This window comes from Promicromonospora sp. Populi, assembly GCF_041081105.1.
Taxonomy (GTDB): Bacteria; Actinomycetota; Actinomycetes; order Actinomycetales; family Cellulomonadaceae; genus Promicromonospora.
Map to the genome: position 1 here is coordinate 2,978,553 of NZ_CP163528.1, position 18,070 is coordinate 2,996,622.

Here is an 18,070-nt window from a genome sequence, read left to right on the forward strand (position 1 = left end):
GCCGTCGGGCCGATTGCGACTCCGCCGCCCCGCCCGATATGCTGACCGAACGTTTGGTCAGTAATAGGAGAGCGAGGCATCATGGGCGATGCGTTTCTGATCGGCGGCGTCCGTACGCCGGTAGGGCGATATGCGGGTGCCTTGGCCGGCGTCCGGCCGGACGATCTCGCCGCACTGGTCGTGGGCGAAGCGGTGCGCCGCGCCGGGATCGATCCAGGCGCCATCGACGAGGTGATCCTCGGGGCCGCCAACCAGGCCGGCGAGGACAACCGCAACGTGGCCCGGATGAGCGTGCTGCTCGCCGGCCTGCCCGACGAGATCCCCGGCATCACGGTCAACCGGCTGTGCGCGTCCGGGATGAGCGCGATCGCACAGGCGTCGCTCGCGATCCGCGCCGGCGACGCAGACCTCGTCGTCGCCGGCGGGGTGGAGTCCATGACCCGCGCACCCTGGGTCCAGGCGAAGCCCGAGAAGGCCTGGAAGGGACCGGGCGCGGCCCACGACACCTCTATCGGCTGGCGGTTCACCAACCCCCGCCTGGCCGCGCGCGACAAGGCCACCTTCTCGATGCCGGAGACCGCCGAGGAGGTCGCGCGTGTCGACGGGATCAGCCGCGAGGACGCCGACACCTTCGCCCTCCGCTCGCACGAGCTCGCCCTCGCGGCGATCAAGGCGGGGCGCTTCGAGGACGAGATCATCCCCGTGCCCACCGCCCGCGGTGACGTGACCATCGACGAAGGTCCGCGCCCGGACAGCAGCCCCGAGGCGCTCGCCAGGCTGCGGCCCGTCGTCAAGGGCGGTTCGGTGGTCACGGCCGGAAACTCCAGCTCGCTCAACGATGGCTCCTCGGCGATCGTCGTCGCGAGCGGCGCCGCCGTCGAGCGCTACGGGCTCACGCCGCGCGCACGCATCGTCTCCTCGGCGGCGGTGGGCCTGGCTCCCGAGATCATGGGCCTCGGCCCCGTCCCCGCTACCCGCAAGGCCCTCGACAAGGCCGGGCTGAGCATCGGGGATCTCGGTGCGGTCGAGCTGAACGAGGCCTTCGCCACTCAGTCCCTCGCGTGCATCCGCCGCCTGGAGCTGGACCCGGCCATCGTCAACGCCGACGGCGGGGCGATCGCGCTCGGGCACCCGCTGGGCTCCAGTGGCTCCCGCCTGCTCGTCACGCTGCTGGGCCGCCTGGAACGCGAGAAGGCCCGGTACGGCCTGGCGACCATGTGCATCGGCGTCGGGCAGGGCCAGGCCATGATCGTGGAGCGCGTATGAGCGAGCTGAGCGTCGACCGGCGCCCCGATCGTCTCGAGGTGACGCTCGACCACCCGTCGACCCGCAACGCCATATCGCGTGCGATGGTCGACGAGCTGCACGCCGTCTGCGCGGAGCTTGAGGCCGAGCCGCGGATCCTCGTGCTCGCCGGCTCCCCCGAGGTCTTCGCGTCGGGGGCCGACATCGCCGAGCTGCGCGAACGCACTGCTGCGGACGCCCTCGCCGGGATCAACTCCCGGATCTTCGACCGGATCGCCCGGCTCCCGATGCCCGTCATCGCGGCGATCGACGGCTGGGCGCTCGGCGGCGGCGCCGAGCTCGCCTACGCCGCCGACATCCGGATCGCCGGCGAGGGCCTGCGGATCGGCAACCCCGAGACCGGCCTCGGCATCATCGCGGCGGCCGGGGCGACCTGGCGGCTGCCCGAGATCGTCGGCGACGCCCTGGCCCGCGAGCTGCTGTTCACCGGACGGACCCTCGACGCCGGCGAGGCGCTGGCGGCGGGACTCGTCTCCCGGGTCGTGCCGTCGACCGAGCTGCTCAAGGCCGCGCACGAGATCGCGGACCGGATCGCGCGCAACGACCCGCTGGCCACACGGTTGACCAAGGCCGTGCTCGCGGCGCCGCGGTCCGCACACCCAGCGATCGACGAGCAGACGCAGGCCCTGCTGTTCGAGTCGCCCGAGAAGCGGCGGCGGATGACTGAGTTCCTGACACGGAAGAAGAAGCCAACATGACCGCAGTCCCCGAACGCGTCGGTGTGCTGGGCGGCGGCCGCATGGGTGGCGGGATCGCCCACGCCTTCCTGCTGGCCGGCGCCGACGTCGTCGTTGTCGACCAGCCGGACGCGCTCGCGCGTGCCGAGGCTGGGATCCGTACCGCCATCGACCGCAGCGTCACCAAGGGGACGACGGCGATCGCGCGCGACGAGCTGATCGCCGCCCTCACCGTCTCCGCCGACCGCCGGGACTTCGCCGACCGCAATCTGGTTGTCGAGGCCGTGCCCGAGGTGCCGGAGCTGAAGCGCGCGGCCCTCTCGGCCGTCGAGGACGTTCTCTCCGCCGGTGCGGTCCTCGCGAGCAACACGTCGTCGCTGTCGATCGACGAGCTCGCGGCCGGCCTCGCCCGGCCCGCGGACTTCATCGGCCTGCACTTCTTCAACCCCGTGCCGGCCTCGGCGCTCGTCGAGGTAGTGACCGGAAAGCTCACCGCGGACGCGGTGGTCGGGCAGGCACAGGGCTGGGTGCGGGCGCTCGGCAAGACCGCGGTGACGGTCAGCGACTCCCCCGGGTTCGCGTCGTCGCGGCTCGGCGTCGCTATCGCGCTGGAGGCGATCCGCATGCTGGAGGAGGGCGTGGCGACCGCTGAGGACATCGACGCCGCGATGGTGCTGGGCTACCGGCACGCGACCGGCCCGCTGCGCACCACCGACGTCGTCGGCCTCGATGTGCGGCTCGGCATCGCCGAGCATCTCCACGAGACCCTGGGCGACCGGTTCGCCCCACCCGCGCTGCTGCGCCGGATGGTGGCCGAGGGGCGGCTCGGCCGGAAGACCGGCTCGGGCTTCTTCGACTGGCCCGAGCAGTGAGCGCCGGTCCTCTGAATGCTGAGCCAATGAACGCCGAACGACAGATCGTCCGCCAGATCAACTTCGAAGGAGCAGCCCGATGACGACCATCCTGCCAAGCTTTGTCCGCGACGAGTGGTGGACGCCGGCGGACGAGTCCGGTGCGACCGAGGTCCGCGATGCGTCGACCGGCGAGCCGGTGGCCCACGTGAGCACGGCGGGGATCGACCTCGCCGGCGCGCTGGACCACGCCCGGACCACCGGGCAGCGATCGCTCGGGGCGCTGACTTTCCACCAGCGCGCCCTCCTCCTCAAGCAGCTCGCCCTGGCGCTCACCGAGCGCAAGGAGGAGCTGTACACCCTGTCCGCACGGACGGGCGCCACCAAGACCGACTCGTGGATCGATATCGACGGCGGCATCGGCGTGCTGTTCAGCTACGGCTCGAAGGGACGCCGGGAGCTGCCCAACTCGTCCGTGTACGTGGACGGGCCGGTGGAGATCCTGTCCAAGGACGGCAGCTTCCTGGGCCGGCACGTCTTCACCCGCCTGCCCGGTGTCGCGGTGGAGATCAATGCCTTCAACTTCCCGGTGTGGGGCTGGCTGGAGAAGTTCGCTCCTGCCTTCCTCGCCGGTATGCCGACGGTGGTCAAGCCCGCGACCCCGACCGGATACCTCGCCGAGGCGGCCGTGCGCATCCTCGTCGAGACGGGCCTCCTGCCCGCCGGGTCGCTCTCGCTCGTCTCCGGGAGCGTCCCGGGACTCATGGACCACCTGCGGCTCGGGGACCTCGTGGGCTTCACGGGATCGGCGTCGACCGCTGACCGGCTGCGGTCGCACGCAGCGGTACAGACCGGCGGGGTCCGGTTCACGAGCGAGACCGACTCGATCAACGCCTCCGTGCTAGGCCCGGACGCCACCGCCGACACTCCGGAGTTCCAGGCCTTCGTGCGTCAGCTCGTCACCGAGATGACTACCAAGGCCGGGCAGAAGTGCACGGCGATCCGGCGCGCGGTAGTGCCGACCACGCTCGCCGACGACGTCGTTGCCGCCGTCGCGGCGCGCATCGCGGACAAGACAGTGCTGGGCGACCCGCGCGCGGACGGCGTCACGATGGGGCCGCTGGCCTCGCTCGACCAGCGCGACGAGGTGCTGCGCCAGGTCGCCCGCCTGGAGGCGGCCGGCGGCAAGATCGTGTACGGGTCGACGGACGCCCCCGAGGTGCTGCGCGCCGACGGATCCCGCGGAGTCGCCGCCGAAGGCGCCTATGTCGCGCCCGTGCTGCTGCGGTTCCCGGCGGACGCGCCCGACGCGGTCCACAACATCGAGGCGTTCGGCCCCGTCTCCTCCCTCATCACGTACGACACGGTCGAGGAGGCCGGCGACCTGGTGGCGCGCGGCGGCGGTTCGCTCGTCACGAGCGTCGCGACGCACGACCCGGGGTTCGCCGTCGAGCTGATCCAGCGGGCCGCTGCCTACAACGGCCGGATCCTCGTGCTGGACCGCGACGACGCGCGCAGCTCGACGGGGCACGGCTCGCCCCTGCCGGGCCTGGTCCACGGCGGCCCGGGGCGCGCCGGCGGCGGCGAGGAGCTGGGCGGGATCCGGGCGGTGCTGCACCACATGCAGCGCACCGCGGTGCAGGGCTCGCCGGACATGCTCACCGCGCTCACCGGCATCTGGCACACGGGCGCGCGCACCGTGGCGGACGACGTACATCCGTTTCGCAAGAGCCTTGCGGAGCTGCGGATCGGCGACCAGGTCGTCTCCGGCAGTCGAGAGGTGACGCTCGACGACATCGAGACGTTCGCGCGGTTCACCGGGGACACGTTCTACGCCCACATGGACGAGGCGGCCGCCGCGGCCAACCCGTTCTTCCCAGGCCGGGTGGCGCACGGCTACCTGTTGGTCTCGTGGGCCGCCGGCCTCTTCGTGGACCCCGCCCCCGGACCCGTCCTGGCGAACTCCGGGCTCGAGAACCTCCGGTTCCTGACCCCGGTCTCGCCGGGCGACAAGATCCGCGTCGAGCTCACCGCCAAGCAGATCACGCCGCGCGAGACCGACGAGTACGGCGAGGTGCGCTGGGACGCGGTGCTCAAGAACCAGGACGACGAGGTCACCGCAACCTACGACGTGCTCACGCTGGTCGCTAAGGAGCTCGCGGCAGCCTGAGCCTGAGCCTGAGGTAGCCGTCTAAAGCGGCTACCTCAGGTAGAGGGCGTCTCGGGGGCGGCCCGGAGGCCGTCGAACGCGACGGTGAGCAGGTCGGTGGCGAGCCGGTCGGCGGCCTCCGCCCCCTCGGGGCTGTACCACTCGGCGATGGAGTTCACCATGCCAAACAGCAGGCGTTCGGCCACACCTGGGGCGATGTCGCTCCGGATCGACCCGTCGCGCTGCGCCTCGACGACCATCTGGGTCACCGCCTTGTCGAACGTACGACGCCGGGCCAGAGCGGCGCGCTCGACCTCGGAGTTTCCCCTCAGCCGCAGCAGGAGGGTCACCGACGGCAGCTCGCGCACCAGCACGTGGACCGCGCCCCTGAGCAGGAACGAGAGCCGCGCGACGGCGTCGCCCTGGTCCCGGGAGTCGTCGAGGACGCTTTCCAGGCTGTCGAGCGCGTGGTCGAGCGCCAGGGCGAGCAGCTGTTCCTTGGAGGAGATGTGGTGGTAGATCGCGGCCTTGGACAGCCCCAGGCGTTCGGCGAGCATCCCCATCGACGTCGCCTCGTAGCCGTGCTCGTTGAAGACCGCGACCGCGACCTCAAGGATTGCCTGCTGGTCGTAGCCCGGTCGACCGCGCCGGGTCTCGGTCTTTTCTGGCATCGGCCTCAGTCTCGCACGGCCGGCGCCCTGACCCGTCAAAGCGGTGACGGCCGGCTGGTCGAGAAGCTCCGCCCGCGGACCTCCGCCACCACGGCTCCCTCGCCGTCCAGGACCTGGATGTCGTACAGGCCGGTCTTCCCGCTGCGGACCCGGCGCACGGCGGTGGCAGTCAGCCGGTCGCCTGGACCGGTCGAGCGGAGGAAGGTCACGTCGGCGCCGGCGGCAACGGTCACCTTCTCGTCCTCGTTGCAGGCGATCGCGAAGGCCGTGTCGGCGAGCGCGAAGACGAGTCCGCCGTGGGTGATGCCGAAGCCGTTGAGCATGTCCTCGCGGACGACCATCTCCACTACGGCTCGTCCGGGTTCATCAGCGAGTACGCGCATCCCCAGGGCGGCCGAGGCGTGGTCCGACTTCAGCATCGGACGCAGGGGTATCGGGCTGTCTTCCATTCAGATATACTAACCGAACGATCGGTAAGTCACACAAGGAGGACGCTGATGCCCACCACCGTTGAGCCGAGCCTTGTCGAGAGTTCCCCCGAGGACGTCGCGGGTCGCGGACGCTTCGACGAGCTGATCGCTGCCGACTCCCGGATCGAGCCGCGGGACTGGATGCCCGCACCGTACCGCAAGACCCTGGTGCGGCAGATCTCGCAGCACGCGCACTCCGAGATCATCGGGATGCAGCCCGAGGCGAACTGGATCTCGCGCGCCCCCAGCCTGAAGCGCAAGGCGATCCTGATGGCCAAGGTCCAGGACGAGGCGGGGCACGGCCTCTACCTCTACTCCGCGGCGCAGACGCTCGGTACCCCCCGCGACGACATGTTCCAGGCGTTGGTCGACGGCAAGGCGAAGTACTCGTCGATCTTCAACTACCCCACGCTCACCTGGGCCGACATGGGTGCGGTCGGCTGGCTCGTCGACGGCGCCGCGATCTGCAACCAGGTGCCGCTGTGCCGCGCGTCGTACGGCCCGTACGGCCGCGCGATGGTGCGGATCTGCAAGGAGGAGTCGTTCCACCAGCGCCAGGGCTTCGAGATCCTCCTGGAGCTCATGAACGGCACCGAGGCACAGCGCGCGATGGCGCAGGACGCGGTGGACCGCTGGTACGCGCCGAGCCTGATGATGTTCGGCCCGCCGGACGCCGACAGCCCCAACTCCCAGCAGTCGATGGCGTGGAACATCAAGCGGTCCAGCAACGACGACCTGCGCCAGCGCTTCGTCGACATGCTCGTGCCCCAGGCCGAGTTCCTGGGCGTGACGCTGCCCGACGCGGACCTGCGGTGGAACGAGGAGCGCGGGCACTACGACTACGGCGAGCTCGACTGGGCAGAGTTCCACGCGGTGGTGGCCGGCCGCGGCCCCTGCAACACCCAGCGCCTGACCCACCGCCGGCAGGCGCACGAGGACGGCGCCTGGGTGCGCGAGGCCGCCGCGGCCTACGCGCGCCGTCAGACGACGCAGCAGGAGGAGGTCGCATGAGCGCGCCCGGCGCCGCCGACGACCGCGAGACCTGGCCGCTGTGGGAGGTGTTCGTCCGCTCGAAGCGCGGCCTCTCCCACGTCCATGCCGGTTCGCTGCACGCACCTGACGCCACGATGGCGATCAAGAACGCGCGCGACCTGTACACCCGCCGCAACGAGGGTGTGTCCATCTGGGTGGTGCCGGCCGAGTTCATCACGACGTCCGACCCGGACGCCAAGGGGATGTACTTCGAGTCGCCCGCCGGAAAGAACTACCGGCACGCCGTCTACTACAAGAAGTCCGAGGGAGTGAAGCACCTGTGAGCGGACCGGCCGACGCGATCGGCGGGGACGGCCACGGGGTCACGCTCGGCATCGGCGAGGACGACCCGCACGGTGACGTCTCCGTCGACCAGACGAGCCTCGCGGACGAGATAGTCATGCGCGAGGGTGCCGTCGCGACCGACGACATCGCGGAGTACGCCCTGTGGCTCGGAGACGATGCCCTGATCCTCGCCCAGCAGCTGGGGTGGTGGGTCTCGCGCGCGCCGGAGCTCGAGGAGGACGTCGCGCTGGCCAACATCGCGCTCGACCTGCTCGGGCACTCCCGGTCGCTCCTGTCCTACGCGGGCACGGCGACCGGCCGCACCGAGGACGACCTCGCGTACTGGCGGGGCGAGCGCGAGTTCCGCTCGAACCAGCTGGTGGAGCAGCCCAACGGCGACTACGCCCACACGCTCGTGCGTCAGCTGGCCGCCGCCGTCTACATGCTCGAGCTCTACACGCGGCTCCAGGCGTCCGGCGACGAGACCCTGGCCGCCATCGCGGCCAAGGCCGTCAAGGAGGTCGAGTACCACCAGGAGCACACGGTCGAGTGGTTCAGGCGCCTCGCGCTCGGCACTACGGAGTCGCGCAGCCGGCTGGAGGCCGCACTGGAGCACGTGTGGCCGTACGTCGGCGAGCTGTTCCGCGACGAACCGCTCATCGACCGGCTCGACGGCATCGCCGTGCGCCCGTCAGAGCTGCGGCCCGCGTTCGACGAGGTAATGGCCGGGCTCACCGCGGAGACCGGCGTGGAGTTCCCGCCGGACGACGTCGCGCGCGGCGGCGGGCGGCGGGGCTGGCACACCGAGCACCTCGCGCTCCTGCTCGCCGAGATGCAGGTGCTCGCCCGCGAGCACCCCGGGGCCACCTGGTGACCGCGATGACCGAGGCCCCGCGCAGGAGTGCCCGAGAGGTCGCCGCCACCGTCGTCGACCCGGAGATCCCCGTGCTCACCATCGAGGACCTCGGCATCCTGCGCGACGTCGCCCAGCGCGGCGACCGGGTCGAGGTGACCATCACGCCGACGTACTCGGGCTGCCCGGCCATGGACGCGATCCGGGACGACGTCGTCCGCGAGCTGCGGCAGGAGGGCTACGACGACGTCGTCGTTCGAATGGTGCTCGCCCCCGCGTGGACCACCGACTGGATGACCGAGGACGGCAAGCGCAAGCTGACGGAGTACGGCATCGCACCGCCGACGGGCAAGCGCGCCGCCGGACCGGTCCGGCTTACGCTCGCGGCACGCTGCCCGCGGTGCGGGTCCGCAGACACCCGCGAGATCTCCCGGTTCGGCTCCACCTCGTGCAAGGCGCTCTACGAGTGCCGCACGTGCGCCGAACCCTTCGACTACTTCAAGGTCCTGTGATGACGACGACGACGGCCCGCAAGAGGGCACGCTTCCACACGCTCACGGTGAGCGCCGTGCGGCGCCTGACGGCCGACAGCATCGAGGTCACCCTCGCCGTGCCCGAGGACCTGCGGGACGACTACGACTACGCGCCGGGCCAGTACGTGGCCCTGCGGACCGACCGCGCCACGCCCGGCTCGGAGCTGCGGCGCAGCTACTCGATCTGCCAGGCTCCGCTGCCCGGCGAGCTGCGTGTCGCGATCAAGCGGGACGTGGGCGGGGTGTTCTCGACCTGGGCGAACGAGCACCTCGAGCCGGGGATGCAGCTCGACGTGATGAGCCCGCAGGGCACCTTCACGACGGACCTCGCCACGGCTGAGGGCAAGCACTTCGCCACGATCGCCGCCGGCTCGGGCATCACCCCGGTGATGGCGCTCGTGCGGACGATCCTCGGCGGCACGAGCCGCGCGACGTTCAGCCTTGTGTACTCGAACCGCACGTCGCTCGACGTGATGTTCCTCGAGGAGCTCGCCGACCTGAAGGACAAGTATCGGCACCGGTTCGCGCTGCACCACGTGCTCTCGCGCGAGGAACGGACCTCGAAGCTGCTCTCGGGCCGGCTCGACGATGACAAGCTGGAGGGCATCCTGACCGACCTCGTGCCGCCGGAGACGGTGGACGAGTGGTTCCTCTGCGGCCCGTTCGACCTCGTGGAGACCTGCCGCAAGCGGCTCGACGTCGCCGGTGTGGACCCGCGTACGGTGCACTTCGAGCTGTTCACGACCGGGCGCCCGGACCTGCCCGCCGGCTCCGCGGCCAGGCCGGTCGAGCGGACCGTGAACGCCAACGCCGCGACCATCGCGTTCACGCTGGACGGCCGGACCTCGAACGTCGTCATGCCCGAACCCGGCGTCGAGTCGATCCTCAACGCCGCGCTCCGGGTGCGGCCCGACGTCCCGTTCGCGTGCGCGGGCGGGGTGTGCGGCACCTGCCGGGCCAAGGTCACGACGGGTTCGGTACGGATGACGGAGAACTACGCCCTGGAGCCCGAGGAGCTCGATGCGGGTTACGTGCTGACCTGCCAGTCGCACCCGACAAGCACCGAAGTTACCGTCGACTACGACACCTGATCCTCGTCGGTCTACCGCCCGCCCGGGCGGGCGGTAGACCCCCTGCGCAGCTCAGGGGCGCGCCTTGCCGAAGTACATGAGCTCCCACAGTGCGTCGTCGGTGTAGCTCTCGGCCAGCTCCCCGTCCTGGTACCGCTCCACGCGCAGCTCGCCGGTGAACCTTAGGTAGGCGCCGTCGAACCCGACGAGCCTGGCAGCCGCCTTCTTGGGCCCCTTGAGGTCGTCGATGAACTTGACCGCCGTGAGGTCCTGGTGCCGCGTGAAGGTGACGACGTAGCGCTCGTCGCCGTCGGTGTAGGTGTAGCGGGTCACGTTGCCCACGGGCTTGCCGGTGCTCTGGTCGGTGTACCGGCCCAGCTCCTCGAAGGTGACCTTGTCACCGTCGTCGCCGATGAGCTCCCCCTCGCGGGCCAGCATGAACACCGGCAGCGTCTCGTATCCGAAGTCCTTCTGCGCGGTGATGTAGGAGGCGATCACCGAGTACGGGCCGGCCGCACCGCGCGCCCAGTACCAGTGGTGGATGAGGTCGAGCATCGAGGCGTTGCCCCAGTTGTGGTCGTGGTAGCCGACGCCGGTGGTGGTGACCGTCTGGCCGCCCGAGCTGTAGGTCACCTCGACGGCGCCCTGCGGCACCGACGGCAGCCAGGCGAACTCCGCGTCGTCCCCGAAGAACCAGTACCCGGTCTCGGGGCGCCAGGCCGGCACCTGCCCGGTCAGGGTGATGTCGACCTCGACGTCGTCCAGCTTGGCGCGGATGGTGTAGCGGTGCAGGTCGCCTGAGAACACGTTGTCGCCGATGCGGACGTCGCAGGTCTCGGTGGACGCGTAGAAGGCATCGGCGTCGAACTCGACGAACTTCTCGATCGTGGTGCCGTCGGGAAGGGTCAGGTCGATGCGGACCACCGGGGTGAGCGGCTTCTTGAGGTCGGTGAACTGCTTGCTGAAGAAGACCACGACGAGCTTGGCGCCGTCGGCCAGGTGGGCGTCGAAGTACCACCACTCGAAGGTGCCAGGGCTGCCGTCGGTGCGCATCCCATCCTCCCTGGGCTCGATGTGGCGGTGCGCGATGCCGAGCCGGGCGTAGTCCTCGGGCGTGCTGCCGAGACGGGCCGGGACAACGGTGCTGGTGACAGACATGTTCGTGCCTCCATGGTGTAGTACTTCGTGGTTAAATATCCATGTGTCTATTATTAGCCTACCGCCAGCATGGCCCACATGACAGATCCAGACAACCGGAGTGACGGGGTGACCCCGAAGACGACGAGGCGCGGACGAGGGCGGCCCAGGGCCGGGCAGGAACCCGACCTGGACCGGCTGCTGCAGGGCGCCCTGGACGCGTTCGCCGAGCAGGGCTATGACGGGACGTCCGTCCGCGGCCTGAGCCGCAGCCTCGGCGTCAGCCACGCCCTGCTGACCGCGCGCTTCGGCTCCAAGGAGGGACTGTGGTTCGCCGCGATGGAACATGCCCTGGCCCAGTCCGCGCAGACCTGGCGGGACATCGACGTCTCGCCCGCGCTCGACGATCTCGAAGCGCTGCGCCAGGCGCTCGTGCAACAGGTGATCATCTCGGCGGCGCACCCTCAGGTGACACGGATCATGAGCCGCGAGGGCGGGATCGACAGCCCGCGTATCCGTTTTGTGGTCGAGCGATTCATCAACCCGCTGCGCCCCGGCGTCGAGCACCTGCTCGCCCGGCTCATCGCGGCCGGACGCATCCGCCCCGTCCCGTACGCAACGCTGCACTATCTGGGCGTCGTGGGTGGCGGCGCGATCTTCGCCAACCCCGTCGAGGCGGCAATGCTCGGCGCCCCGTCGCCGCCCAGCGCCGCCGACGTCCGCGCGCACGCCCACGCCGTGGCGGACATCTGCATCGCCGGGATCACCATCGCACCGTCTGACACAAAGGCAGCAACAATGAAATCACCAGAGGGGGTCAGCGATGATGACCGGGAGAGCTGAGATCGACGTACTCGTTGTCGGGGGCGGCCCGTCGGTTCCGCGCTGGCGGCCGACCTGCTGCGGCGCGGTCTTCGTGTCCGCGTGATCGACAAGGCGCCGCGCGCGTTCGAAGGGTCCCGCGCCAAGGGAGTACAGCCGCGTACCCAGGAGGTCTTCGAGGACCTCGGCGTCCTGGACGACGCGCTGGCGGAGGGCGGCACGTACCCGCCCATGGGGATCCACCTCGGCCCGATCACGGTGCCGTGGCGGATGCAGCGCAGCCGCCGGGCCACCCCGGACGTGCCGTACCCGAACATCCTGCTGCTGCCGCAGGTCCGCACCGACGCCGTCCTGCACCGCCTGATCGGCCGCCTCGGCGGCCGGGTCGAGGGTGGCGTCGCGTTGGACGGGTTCGAACAGGACGACGACGGCGTGACGGCCACGCTCTCATCGGGTGAACGGGTGCGCAGCCGGTACCTGGTCGGGGCCGACGGCGGTGCGAGCGTCGTCCGCAAGGCCGCCGGCCTCCGGTTCGCCGGGAAGACCGACGAGTCCGACCGGATGCTCATCGTCGACGCCGAGATCGACGGGCTGTCCCGCAAGTACTGGCACGTGTGGCCCCGCGCGGGGGGCAGGTTCGTCGGAGCGTGCCCGCTGCCGCACTCCGACCAGTTCCAGCTCATGTTCCGGCTACGACCGGACGAGACGCCGGACCTCGGCGAGGCCGCGCTGGCCGCCCGGTTCCGCGCGCAGACCGGCCTGCGGCTGCACGGCATCACCTGGACGTCGGTGTTCCGGCCAAACATCCGCATCGTCGAGCGCTACCGGGCCGGGCGGGTCTTCGTGGCGGGCGACGCCGCACACGTGCACACCCCGGCGGGCGGACAGGGTCTCAACACGGGCGTGCAGGACGCCTACAACCTCGGCTGGAAGCTCGGCCAGGTCCTCGCCGGCGCACCGGACAGCCTGCTCGACACGTACGACGCCGAACGACGGCCGATCGCCGCGCGGGTCCTCGGGCGGTCCACCGAGCTGTACTCCGGGATGGACCAGAACAGGCTGGCCAGCCTCAAGCGCGGCGACGAGGAACGGCAGATCGGGCTCTCGTATCACGGCGGCCCGCTCGCGCCCTCGGATGCCGCGGCGACCAGGACGCTGCGGGTCGGCGACCGTGCACCGGACGCGCCGTGCGCGGGGACCGGGGTCAAGCGGCTGTTCGACGTCTGCCAGGGACCGCACTTCACCCTGCTGGCGTTCGGTGCCGAAGCCATCGCGTCGCTGCCGGACCTGACCTGGCCCAGCGGCGGAGCCGCGCTACACCACTACGCGATCCGCACCGAGCACGGCGGGGACGACCATCGCCCCGCCGATCTCATCGACCTCACCGGTCAGCTGTCGAGCATCTACGGCATCACCGGCGACACCCTGATCCTCGTCCGACCCGACGGTTATCTCGCCGGCGTCATCACCGCCGACTGGGCAGCTGGTTTCAAAGCAGTGACCAGAGAACTCGCACCCGACGGTCGGGTCAGGCAACTGGCCGACCAGAAACCGGAGTAGGCCATGTCCCTCAACACCCGCCCCTGGCGGACCACCCTGTGGGTGATCACCGTCGTCGTCGCTCTTGGCCTGGTCGTCTCGAGCTTCGCGCACCAGCTCACGATCCCGTTCATCCTGGTGCAGATCGTCTTCCTGCTCCTGCACGGCGCCCGGCGCTACGGCTGGAGCGGCATCGCCGCCTTCGTCGTCGCGGGCCTGCTCATCAGCAACATCCTGGAGAATCTCTCCATCGCCACCGGGTTCCCGTTCGGCAACTACTACTACACCGGCGACGGCAAGATCTTCGAGGTGCCGTGGTTCATCGGGCCGGCCTATCTCGCGACCGGCTACCTCGCCTGGGTCGTGGCCACCGTGCTGCTGGGCGACGTCCGCCGCGGCTCGTCGTGGCTGACCACGATCGGCACCCCCGTCATCGCGGCCTTCACGATGACCCTCTGGGACCTCTCCATGGACCCGACCCTCGCGACGATCGGCCACAACTGGATCTGGGAGGACGGCGGCGGCTACTTCGGCGTACCCCTCGGAAACTTCCTGGGCTGGACCTTCACCGTCTACCTGTTCATGCAGGTCTTCGCGCTCTACGTGCGCAGCCGCGGGCCGCAGCCCGCGGCCGGGCCGGACCTCGCCGGTAGCCGGACCCGTGACCTGGCCAGTGACCTGCAGGGCGTGGTGCTCTACGGGCTGACGGGCGTGGGCTTTGTCGTCGCCTACTTCATCGAAGAGCACACCACGGTCACCGATGCCACCGGCGCCGTCTGGAACACCGCCGACATCTACGAGACCTCGGCCCTGGTCACCGTCTACGGCATGTTCTTCTTTGCCCTGGTGGCGCTGCTGCGAATCGCGCAGCAGCACCTCACCCCGGCGCCGTCCGCGACATCCGACGAACGGACGACCGTGTCCGCGTCATAGGCGCATCTCCGAACGAGGACTGCGGCCCTGACTCGGCGTACCACGTACGCCGAGTCAGGGCCGCAGGCTTGCCCACCTCTTCCGCAGCGCCCCTCCTTCCGGTGACAGATATGGATCCCATCTCCCGGATGTGAAGGAGTCGTGATTAACTAGCCAAGTGTCCAATAATTGCCCACCCACCGCGCGGCTCACATGACAGATCCAGACGATCGCCGTGCTCAGGTAGCTCGTCCGACGACGACGCGCGGACCTGGCCGGCCCCGAGCCGGGGCCGAACCCGACTCGGACCGACTGCTGCAGGGCGCCCTCGACACGTTCGCCGAGAAGGGCTACGACGGGACGTCGGTCCGCGAGCTGAGCCGCCGCCTCGGCATCAGCCACGCCCTGCTGACCGGCCGCTACGGGTCGAAGGAGGGCCTCTGGTTCGCCGCCATGGAGCACGCTCTGGGCCAGGCTGAGCGGACCTGGCGGAGCATCGACCTCAAGCCCGGGCTGGACGACCTCGAAGCACTCCGGCAGGCGCTCGTGCTGCAGGTGGTCCTCTCCGCGGCGCACCCCCAGGTGGTGCGGATCATGAGCCGCGAGGGCTCGATCGACAGCCCGCGCGTGCGTTTTGTGATGGAGCGATTCATCAACCCGCTGCGTCCCGGCGTCGAGCACCTGCTCGCCCGGCTGGTCGCGGCCGGGCGTATCCGTCCCGTTCCCTACGCGACGCTGCACTTCCTGGTGGTCGTCGGCGGCGGCGCGATCTTCGCCAACCCCGTCGAGGCCGCGCTGCTCGGCGCCCCGTCGCCGCCCAGCGCCGCCGACATCCGCGCCCATGCCGAAACCGTGGCGGGCATCTATATCGCCGGGATCGCGACCGCGTCCCCCGACGTCCCCGAGGAGAAACCGGAGTAGCAAAATGTCCCTCAACACCCGACCCTGGCGGACCACCCTGTGGGTGATCACCGCCGTCAGCGCCCTCGGCCTGATCGCATCGGCCTTCGATCCTGACCTCAGGGTCCCGTTCACAGTGGCGCAGATCGCCTTTGTGCTCCTGCACGGGGCCCGTCGTTACGGCTGGAACGGCATCGCCGTCTTCGTCGTGGCGGGCCTGATCATCAGCAACATCATGGAGAACCTCAGCATCGGCACGGGGTTCCCGTTCGGCAACTACCACTACACCGGCGGCGGCAAGATCTTCGAGGTCCCCTGGTTCATCGGGCCCTTCTACCTCGCCACCGGCTACCTCGCCTGGATCGTGGCCACCAGGCTGCTGGGCGACGTCCACCGCGGCTCACCGTGGCTGACCACCATCGGCACCCCGGTCATCGCGGCCTTCACGATGACCGCCTGGGACCTCGCGGTCGATCCGACCGCCGCGACGATCCAGCAGCGCTGGATCTGGGAGGACGGCGGCGGCTACTTCGGCGTGCCCCTGGTCAACTTCCTGGGCTGGACCTTGACCGTCTACCTGTTCGTGCAGGTCTTTGCCCTCTACCTGCGCAGCCGCGGTCCGGAGCCCGTCGCCGGGTCGGGCCTCGCGGGTGACCCGGCCGGCGACCGGACGGGCGACCTGCAGGCCATTGGGCTCTACGGGCTCACGTCGCTCGCATTCTTCGTCGGGTACTTCACCAACGAGCACACCACTGTCACCGATGCCACCGGCGCCGTCTGGAACACGGCCGACATCTACGAGACCTCAGCCCTGGTCGCCGTCTACGGCATGGTCCTCTTCACCCTGCTCGCCCTGCTCCGCATCGCACAGCGGGCCCGTGTCTAGACGTCGACGTGGGACCCGAGCAGCACGGTCCGGTCGCGCGGCAGGTTGAAGTGCTCGGCGGCGTCCGCGGTGATGAACGATGTCGCGATGAACAGGCGCCTGCGCCAGGTCGGCATCCTCGTCTCTGGTTCGTCGCCGAGCCGCAGCTCGATCCGGGACAGGAAGTACGTGGCGTTCTCGAGGTCGAGGTCCCCCTCGGTGTCGTCGGGCCCGAGCTGCGCGAGGGCCGCGGGGACGTCCGGCCGCTCGCCGTACCCGAACCGCACGGTCAGGTGGGTGATGCCGTCCTCGCCCTCTCCGAGGTGCTCGACGGTCACGCGTTCGTCGTCGGCGATGCGCGGGACGACGGCGATCTCCACGGCCACCACCGCCACGTGCTCGTGGCGCACATGGTTGTGCTCGACGTTGGAGCGCAGCGCCAGCGGCGCGGTCTCGCTCCCGCGGTTCAGGAAGATGGCCGTACCGCCGACCACCTGCACGGGCGCGGGCCGGTCCGTGAGGCCGTCCACGAACTCGCGCAGCGAGCCCTCCATGGCCTCTCGCCGAGCCGTGACCACCTGGCGTCCGCGCTGCCACGTCGACATGACCGTGAAGGCGGTGACCGCGATGACCAGCGGGAGCCAGGCACCGTGCACGATCTTGGTCAGGTTGGCGGCGAGGAACAGGCCGTCGACCGCCAGCAGCACCACGGCCAAGGTCGCCAAGAACCACTTGGGCGTGCGCCAGGTGCGCCACGCGACGTAGAAGAACAGGATCGTCGCGATCGTGATGGTGCCTGTGACCGCCATGCCGAAGGCGTAGGCAAGGGAGGCCGAGTTGCGGAACGCGAAGACGAGGGTGAGCACCGAGACCATCAGCAGCCAGTTGATCCACGGGACGTAGATCTGGCCGTGCGAGGAGCGCGACGTGTGCAGGATCCGCAGCCGGGGCAGGTAGCCGAGCTGCGCGGCCTGGGCCGTCACGGAGAACGCGCCGGTGATGACGGCCTGCGATGCGATCACGGTCGCGGCGGTGGCGAGCACGACCATCGGGATCAGTGCCCAGTCCGGCGTCAGCAGGAAGAACGGCGCCGAGATGTTCGACTGGTCCTGGAGGATCAGCGCGCCCTGGCCCAGGTAGCTCAGCGTGCAGGCCGGGAACACGAGGAAGATCCACCCGACGGAGATGGGCCTGCGGCCGAAGTGCCCCATGTCGGCGTACAGGGCCTCCGCGCCGGTGACCGACAGCACGATCGCGGCCAGCGCGAAGAAGGCCAGGTCGAAGTGCCCGGCCAGGAACCCGAGCGCGTACGTGGGCGAGAGCGCCCGCAGGATCCCGGGCTCGCTCGTGATGCCCCACACGCCGAGGGCGGCGATCGCGACGAACCACGTGATCATGACCGGCCCGAACAGGCGCCCGACCGCCGCCGTCCCGAACTTCTGCGCGGCGAACAGGATGACGATGATCACCGCGGTGACCGGGACGATCCAGCCCTCGAACGAGGGGTCGATGATCCGTAGGCCCTCCACCGCGGAGAGCACCGAGATGGCCGGCGTGATCATGCTGTCGCCGAGGAACAGCGCGGCGCCGAACAGCCCGAGGCCCGCCAGCGTCATGGTCACCCGCGTCTTGCCCTTGGCGGCCCACCGGCGCAGCAGGGTGATCAGGGCCATGATCCCGCCCTCGCCGTCGTTGTCCACGCGCATCGCGAGGAGCACGTAGGTGACGGTGACGATGAGCATCACCGACCAGAAGATCAGCGAGACGACGCCGTAGACGTTCTCGGTGGTGGCAGGCACCGGGTGCGGGTCTGCCGGGTTGAAGACCGTCTGGATGGTGTAGATCGGGCTGGTGCCGATGTCGCCGAACACAACACCGAGGGCGCCGACGACGACGGCGAGGCGCAGGACATCCGCCGGCCGGGATACGGGGTTGGTCACCGGGGCACTTTATGGCGGAGGCCGTGCGACTCCGTGGACCTTAACGGTTTCTTAACGCC

At 70.1% G+C, this 18,070-nt stretch carries 17 protein-coding genes and 1 pseudogene; 14 read left to right on the forward strand and 4 right to left on the reverse strand.

The window, feature by feature from the left end; all coding sequences use genetic code 11:
- Positions 1-81 precede the first annotated feature (81 nt).
- From AB1046_RS13445 to paaZ, 4 genes are all read left to right on the forward strand, one after another.
- Positions 82-1,266, forward strand: a complete 1,185-nt coding sequence (locus AB1046_RS13445; protein WP_369369812.1) for an acetyl-CoA C-acyltransferase — start codon at positions 82-84, stop codon at positions 1,264-1,266.
- Complete coding sequence (locus tag AB1046_RS13450; protein WP_369369813.1) at positions 1,263-2,003, forward strand: enoyl-CoA hydratase/isomerase family protein; 741 nt, start codon at positions 1,263-1,265, stop codon at positions 2,001-2,003. The genes AB1046_RS13445 and AB1046_RS13450 overlap by 4 nt, the downstream gene beginning before the upstream one ends.
- Complete coding sequence (locus AB1046_RS13455) at positions 2,000-2,854, forward strand: 3-hydroxyacyl-CoA dehydrogenase family protein (protein WP_369369814.1); 855 nt, start codon at positions 2,000-2,002, stop codon at positions 2,852-2,854. The genes AB1046_RS13450 and AB1046_RS13455 overlap by 4 nt, the downstream gene beginning before the upstream one ends.
- A 79-nt stretch (positions 2,855-2,933) precedes the next feature.
- On the forward strand, positions 2,934-5,003 hold the full coding sequence (gene paaZ / locus AB1046_RS13460) for a phenylacetic acid degradation bifunctional protein PaaZ (protein ID WP_369369815.1): 2,070 nt from the start codon (positions 2,934-2,936) through the stop codon (positions 5,001-5,003).
- A 35-nt stretch (positions 5,004-5,038) separates the two neighbouring features.
- On the opposite strand, the gene AB1046_RS13465 is transcribed toward paaZ, so the two are convergent.
- Together AB1046_RS13465 and paaI are read right to left on the reverse strand one after the other, a co-directional pair.
- The gene (locus tag AB1046_RS13465; RefSeq protein WP_369369816.1) at positions 5,039-5,653 is read right to left on the reverse strand and encodes a TetR/AcrR family transcriptional regulator; all 615 of its coding nucleotides are present in this window, start codon (positions 5,651-5,653) and stop codon (positions 5,039-5,041) included.
- A gap of 35 nt (positions 5,654-5,688) precedes the next feature.
- Positions 5,689-6,102, reverse strand: a complete 414-nt coding sequence (gene paaI, locus AB1046_RS13470) for a hydroxyphenylacetyl-CoA thioesterase PaaI (RefSeq protein ID WP_369369817.1) — start codon at positions 6,100-6,102, stop codon at positions 5,689-5,691.
- A gap of 48 nt (positions 6,103-6,150) precedes the next feature.
- Here paaI and paaA point away from each other — a divergent pair, with 48 nt between their 5' ends.
- The 5 genes from paaA (at position 6,151) to paaE (ending at position 9,917) form a co-directional block, all read left to right on the forward strand.
- A complete protein-coding gene (gene paaA / locus AB1046_RS13475) occupies positions 6,151-7,134 on the forward strand; it encodes a 1,2-phenylacetyl-CoA epoxidase subunit PaaA (RefSeq protein WP_369369818.1) in 984 nt (327 codons plus the stop codon).
- Positions 7,131-7,439 (forward strand): 1,2-phenylacetyl-CoA epoxidase subunit PaaB, encoded by a 309-nt coding sequence (paaB, locus tag AB1046_RS13480; protein WP_369369819.1) that lies wholly within the window; start codon positions 7,131-7,133, stop codon positions 7,437-7,439. The genes paaA and paaB overlap by 4 nt, the downstream gene beginning before the upstream one ends.
- A gap of 110 nt (positions 7,440-7,549) precedes the next feature.
- A complete protein-coding gene (gene paaC, locus AB1046_RS13485; RefSeq protein ID WP_369375701.1) occupies positions 7,550-8,314 on the forward strand; it encodes a 1,2-phenylacetyl-CoA epoxidase subunit PaaC in 765 nt (254 codons plus the stop codon).
- A gap of 5 nt (positions 8,315-8,319) precedes the next feature.
- On the forward strand, positions 8,320-8,805 hold the full coding sequence (paaD, locus tag AB1046_RS13490) for a 1,2-phenylacetyl-CoA epoxidase subunit PaaD (RefSeq protein WP_369369820.1): 486 nt from the start codon (positions 8,320-8,322) through the stop codon (positions 8,803-8,805).
- The gene (paaE, locus tag AB1046_RS13495; protein ID WP_369369821.1) at positions 8,805-9,917 is read left to right on the forward strand and encodes a 1,2-phenylacetyl-CoA epoxidase subunit PaaE; all 1,113 of its coding nucleotides are present in this window, start codon (positions 8,805-8,807) and stop codon (positions 9,915-9,917) included. Before paaD ends, paaE begins: the two co-directional genes overlap by 1 nt.
- A 51-nt stretch (positions 9,918-9,968) precedes the next feature.
- Here paaE and AB1046_RS13500 read toward each other — a convergent pair whose 3' ends face one another.
- On the reverse strand, positions 9,969-11,054 hold the full coding sequence (locus AB1046_RS13500) for a lipocalin-like domain-containing protein (protein WP_369369822.1): 1,086 nt from the start codon (positions 11,052-11,054) through the stop codon (positions 9,969-9,971).
- Between the two features lie 78 nt (positions 11,055-11,132).
- Between AB1046_RS13500 and AB1046_RS13505 the strand changes: the two genes are divergently transcribed.
- The 5 genes and pseudogenes from AB1046_RS13505 (at position 11,133) to AB1046_RS13525 (ending at position 16,092) form a co-directional block, all read left to right on the forward strand.
- Entirely contained in the window at positions 11,133-11,876 is a 744-nt protein-coding gene (locus tag AB1046_RS13505) for a TetR/AcrR family transcriptional regulator (RefSeq protein ID WP_369369823.1), read from the forward strand.
- A gap of 39 nt (positions 11,877-11,915) precedes the next feature.
- Positions 11,916-13,415, forward strand: a pseudogene (locus AB1046_RS13510) (FAD-dependent monooxygenase); the annotation flags it as partial.
- 3 nt (positions 13,416-13,418) lie between these two features.
- Entirely contained in the window at positions 13,419-14,327 is a 909-nt protein-coding gene (locus AB1046_RS13515; protein WP_369369824.1) for a carotenoid biosynthesis protein, read from the forward strand.
- 192 nt (positions 14,328-14,519) lie between these two features.
- Positions 14,520-15,227, forward strand: a complete 708-nt coding sequence (locus AB1046_RS13520; protein WP_369369825.1) for a TetR/AcrR family transcriptional regulator — start codon at positions 14,520-14,522, stop codon at positions 15,225-15,227.
- Between the two features lie 4 nt (positions 15,228-15,231).
- Positions 15,232-16,092 (forward strand): carotenoid biosynthesis protein, encoded by an 861-nt coding sequence (locus AB1046_RS13525; protein WP_369369826.1) that lies wholly within the window; start codon positions 15,232-15,234, stop codon positions 16,090-16,092.
- Here the strand turns inward: AB1046_RS13525 and AB1046_RS13530 are convergent.
- The gene (locus AB1046_RS13530) at positions 16,089-18,011 is read right to left on the reverse strand and encodes a potassium transporter Kup (RefSeq protein ID WP_369369827.1); all 1,923 of its coding nucleotides are present in this window, start codon (positions 18,009-18,011) and stop codon (positions 16,089-16,091) included. The two genes, AB1046_RS13525 and AB1046_RS13530, sit on opposite strands and share 4 nt — an antisense overlap.
- Between the last annotated feature and the right edge of the window lie 59 nt (positions 18,012-18,070).

Excerpts from the sequence above, each read along its gene's own strand:
- AB1046_RS13445 (WP_369369812.1), top strand. The coding sequence starts at position 82 with ATGGGCGATGCGTTTCTGATCGGCGGCGTCCGTACGCCGGTAGGGCGA.
- AB1046_RS13450 (WP_369369813.1), top strand. The coding sequence starts at position 1,263 with ATGAGCGAGCTGAGCGTCGACCGGCGCCCCGATCGTCTCGAGGTGACG.
- AB1046_RS13455 (WP_369369814.1), top strand. The coding sequence starts at position 2,000 with ATGACCGCAGTCCCCGAACGCGTCGGTGTGCTGGGCGGCGGCCGCATG.
- paaZ (WP_369369815.1), top strand. The coding sequence starts at position 2,934 with ATGACGACCATCCTGCCAAGCTTTGTCCGCGACGAGTGGTGGACGCCG.
- AB1046_RS13465 (WP_369369816.1), bottom strand. The coding sequence starts at position 5,653 with ATGCCAGAAAAGACCGAGACCCGGCGCGGTCGACCGGGCTACGACCAG.
- paaI (WP_369369817.1), bottom strand. The coding sequence starts at position 6,102 with ATGGAAGACAGCCCGATACCCCTGCGTCCGATGCTGAAGTCGGACCAC.
- paaA (WP_369369818.1), top strand. The coding sequence starts at position 6,151 with ATGCCCACCACCGTTGAGCCGAGCCTTGTCGAGAGTTCCCCCGAGGAC.
- paaB (WP_369369819.1), top strand. The coding sequence starts at position 7,131 with ATGAGCGCGCCCGGCGCCGCCGACGACCGCGAGACCTGGCCGCTGTGG.
- paaD (WP_369369820.1), top strand. The coding sequence starts at position 8,320 with ATGACCGAGGCCCCGCGCAGGAGTGCCCGAGAGGTCGCCGCCACCGTC.
- paaE (WP_369369821.1), top strand. The coding sequence starts at position 8,805 with ATGACGACGACGACGGCCCGCAAGAGGGCACGCTTCCACACGCTCACG.
- AB1046_RS13500 (WP_369369822.1), bottom strand. The coding sequence starts at position 11,054 with ATGTCTGTCACCAGCACCGTTGTCCCGGCCCGTCTCGGCAGCACGCCC.
- AB1046_RS13505 (WP_369369823.1), top strand. The coding sequence starts at position 11,133 with ATGACAGATCCAGACAACCGGAGTGACGGGGTGACCCCGAAGACGACG.
- AB1046_RS13515 (WP_369369824.1), top strand. The coding sequence starts at position 13,419 with ATGTCCCTCAACACCCGCCCCTGGCGGACCACCCTGTGGGTGATCACC.
- AB1046_RS13520 (WP_369369825.1), top strand. The coding sequence starts at position 14,520 with ATGACAGATCCAGACGATCGCCGTGCTCAGGTAGCTCGTCCGACGACG.
- AB1046_RS13525 (WP_369369826.1), top strand. The coding sequence starts at position 15,232 with ATGTCCCTCAACACCCGACCCTGGCGGACCACCCTGTGGGTGATCACC.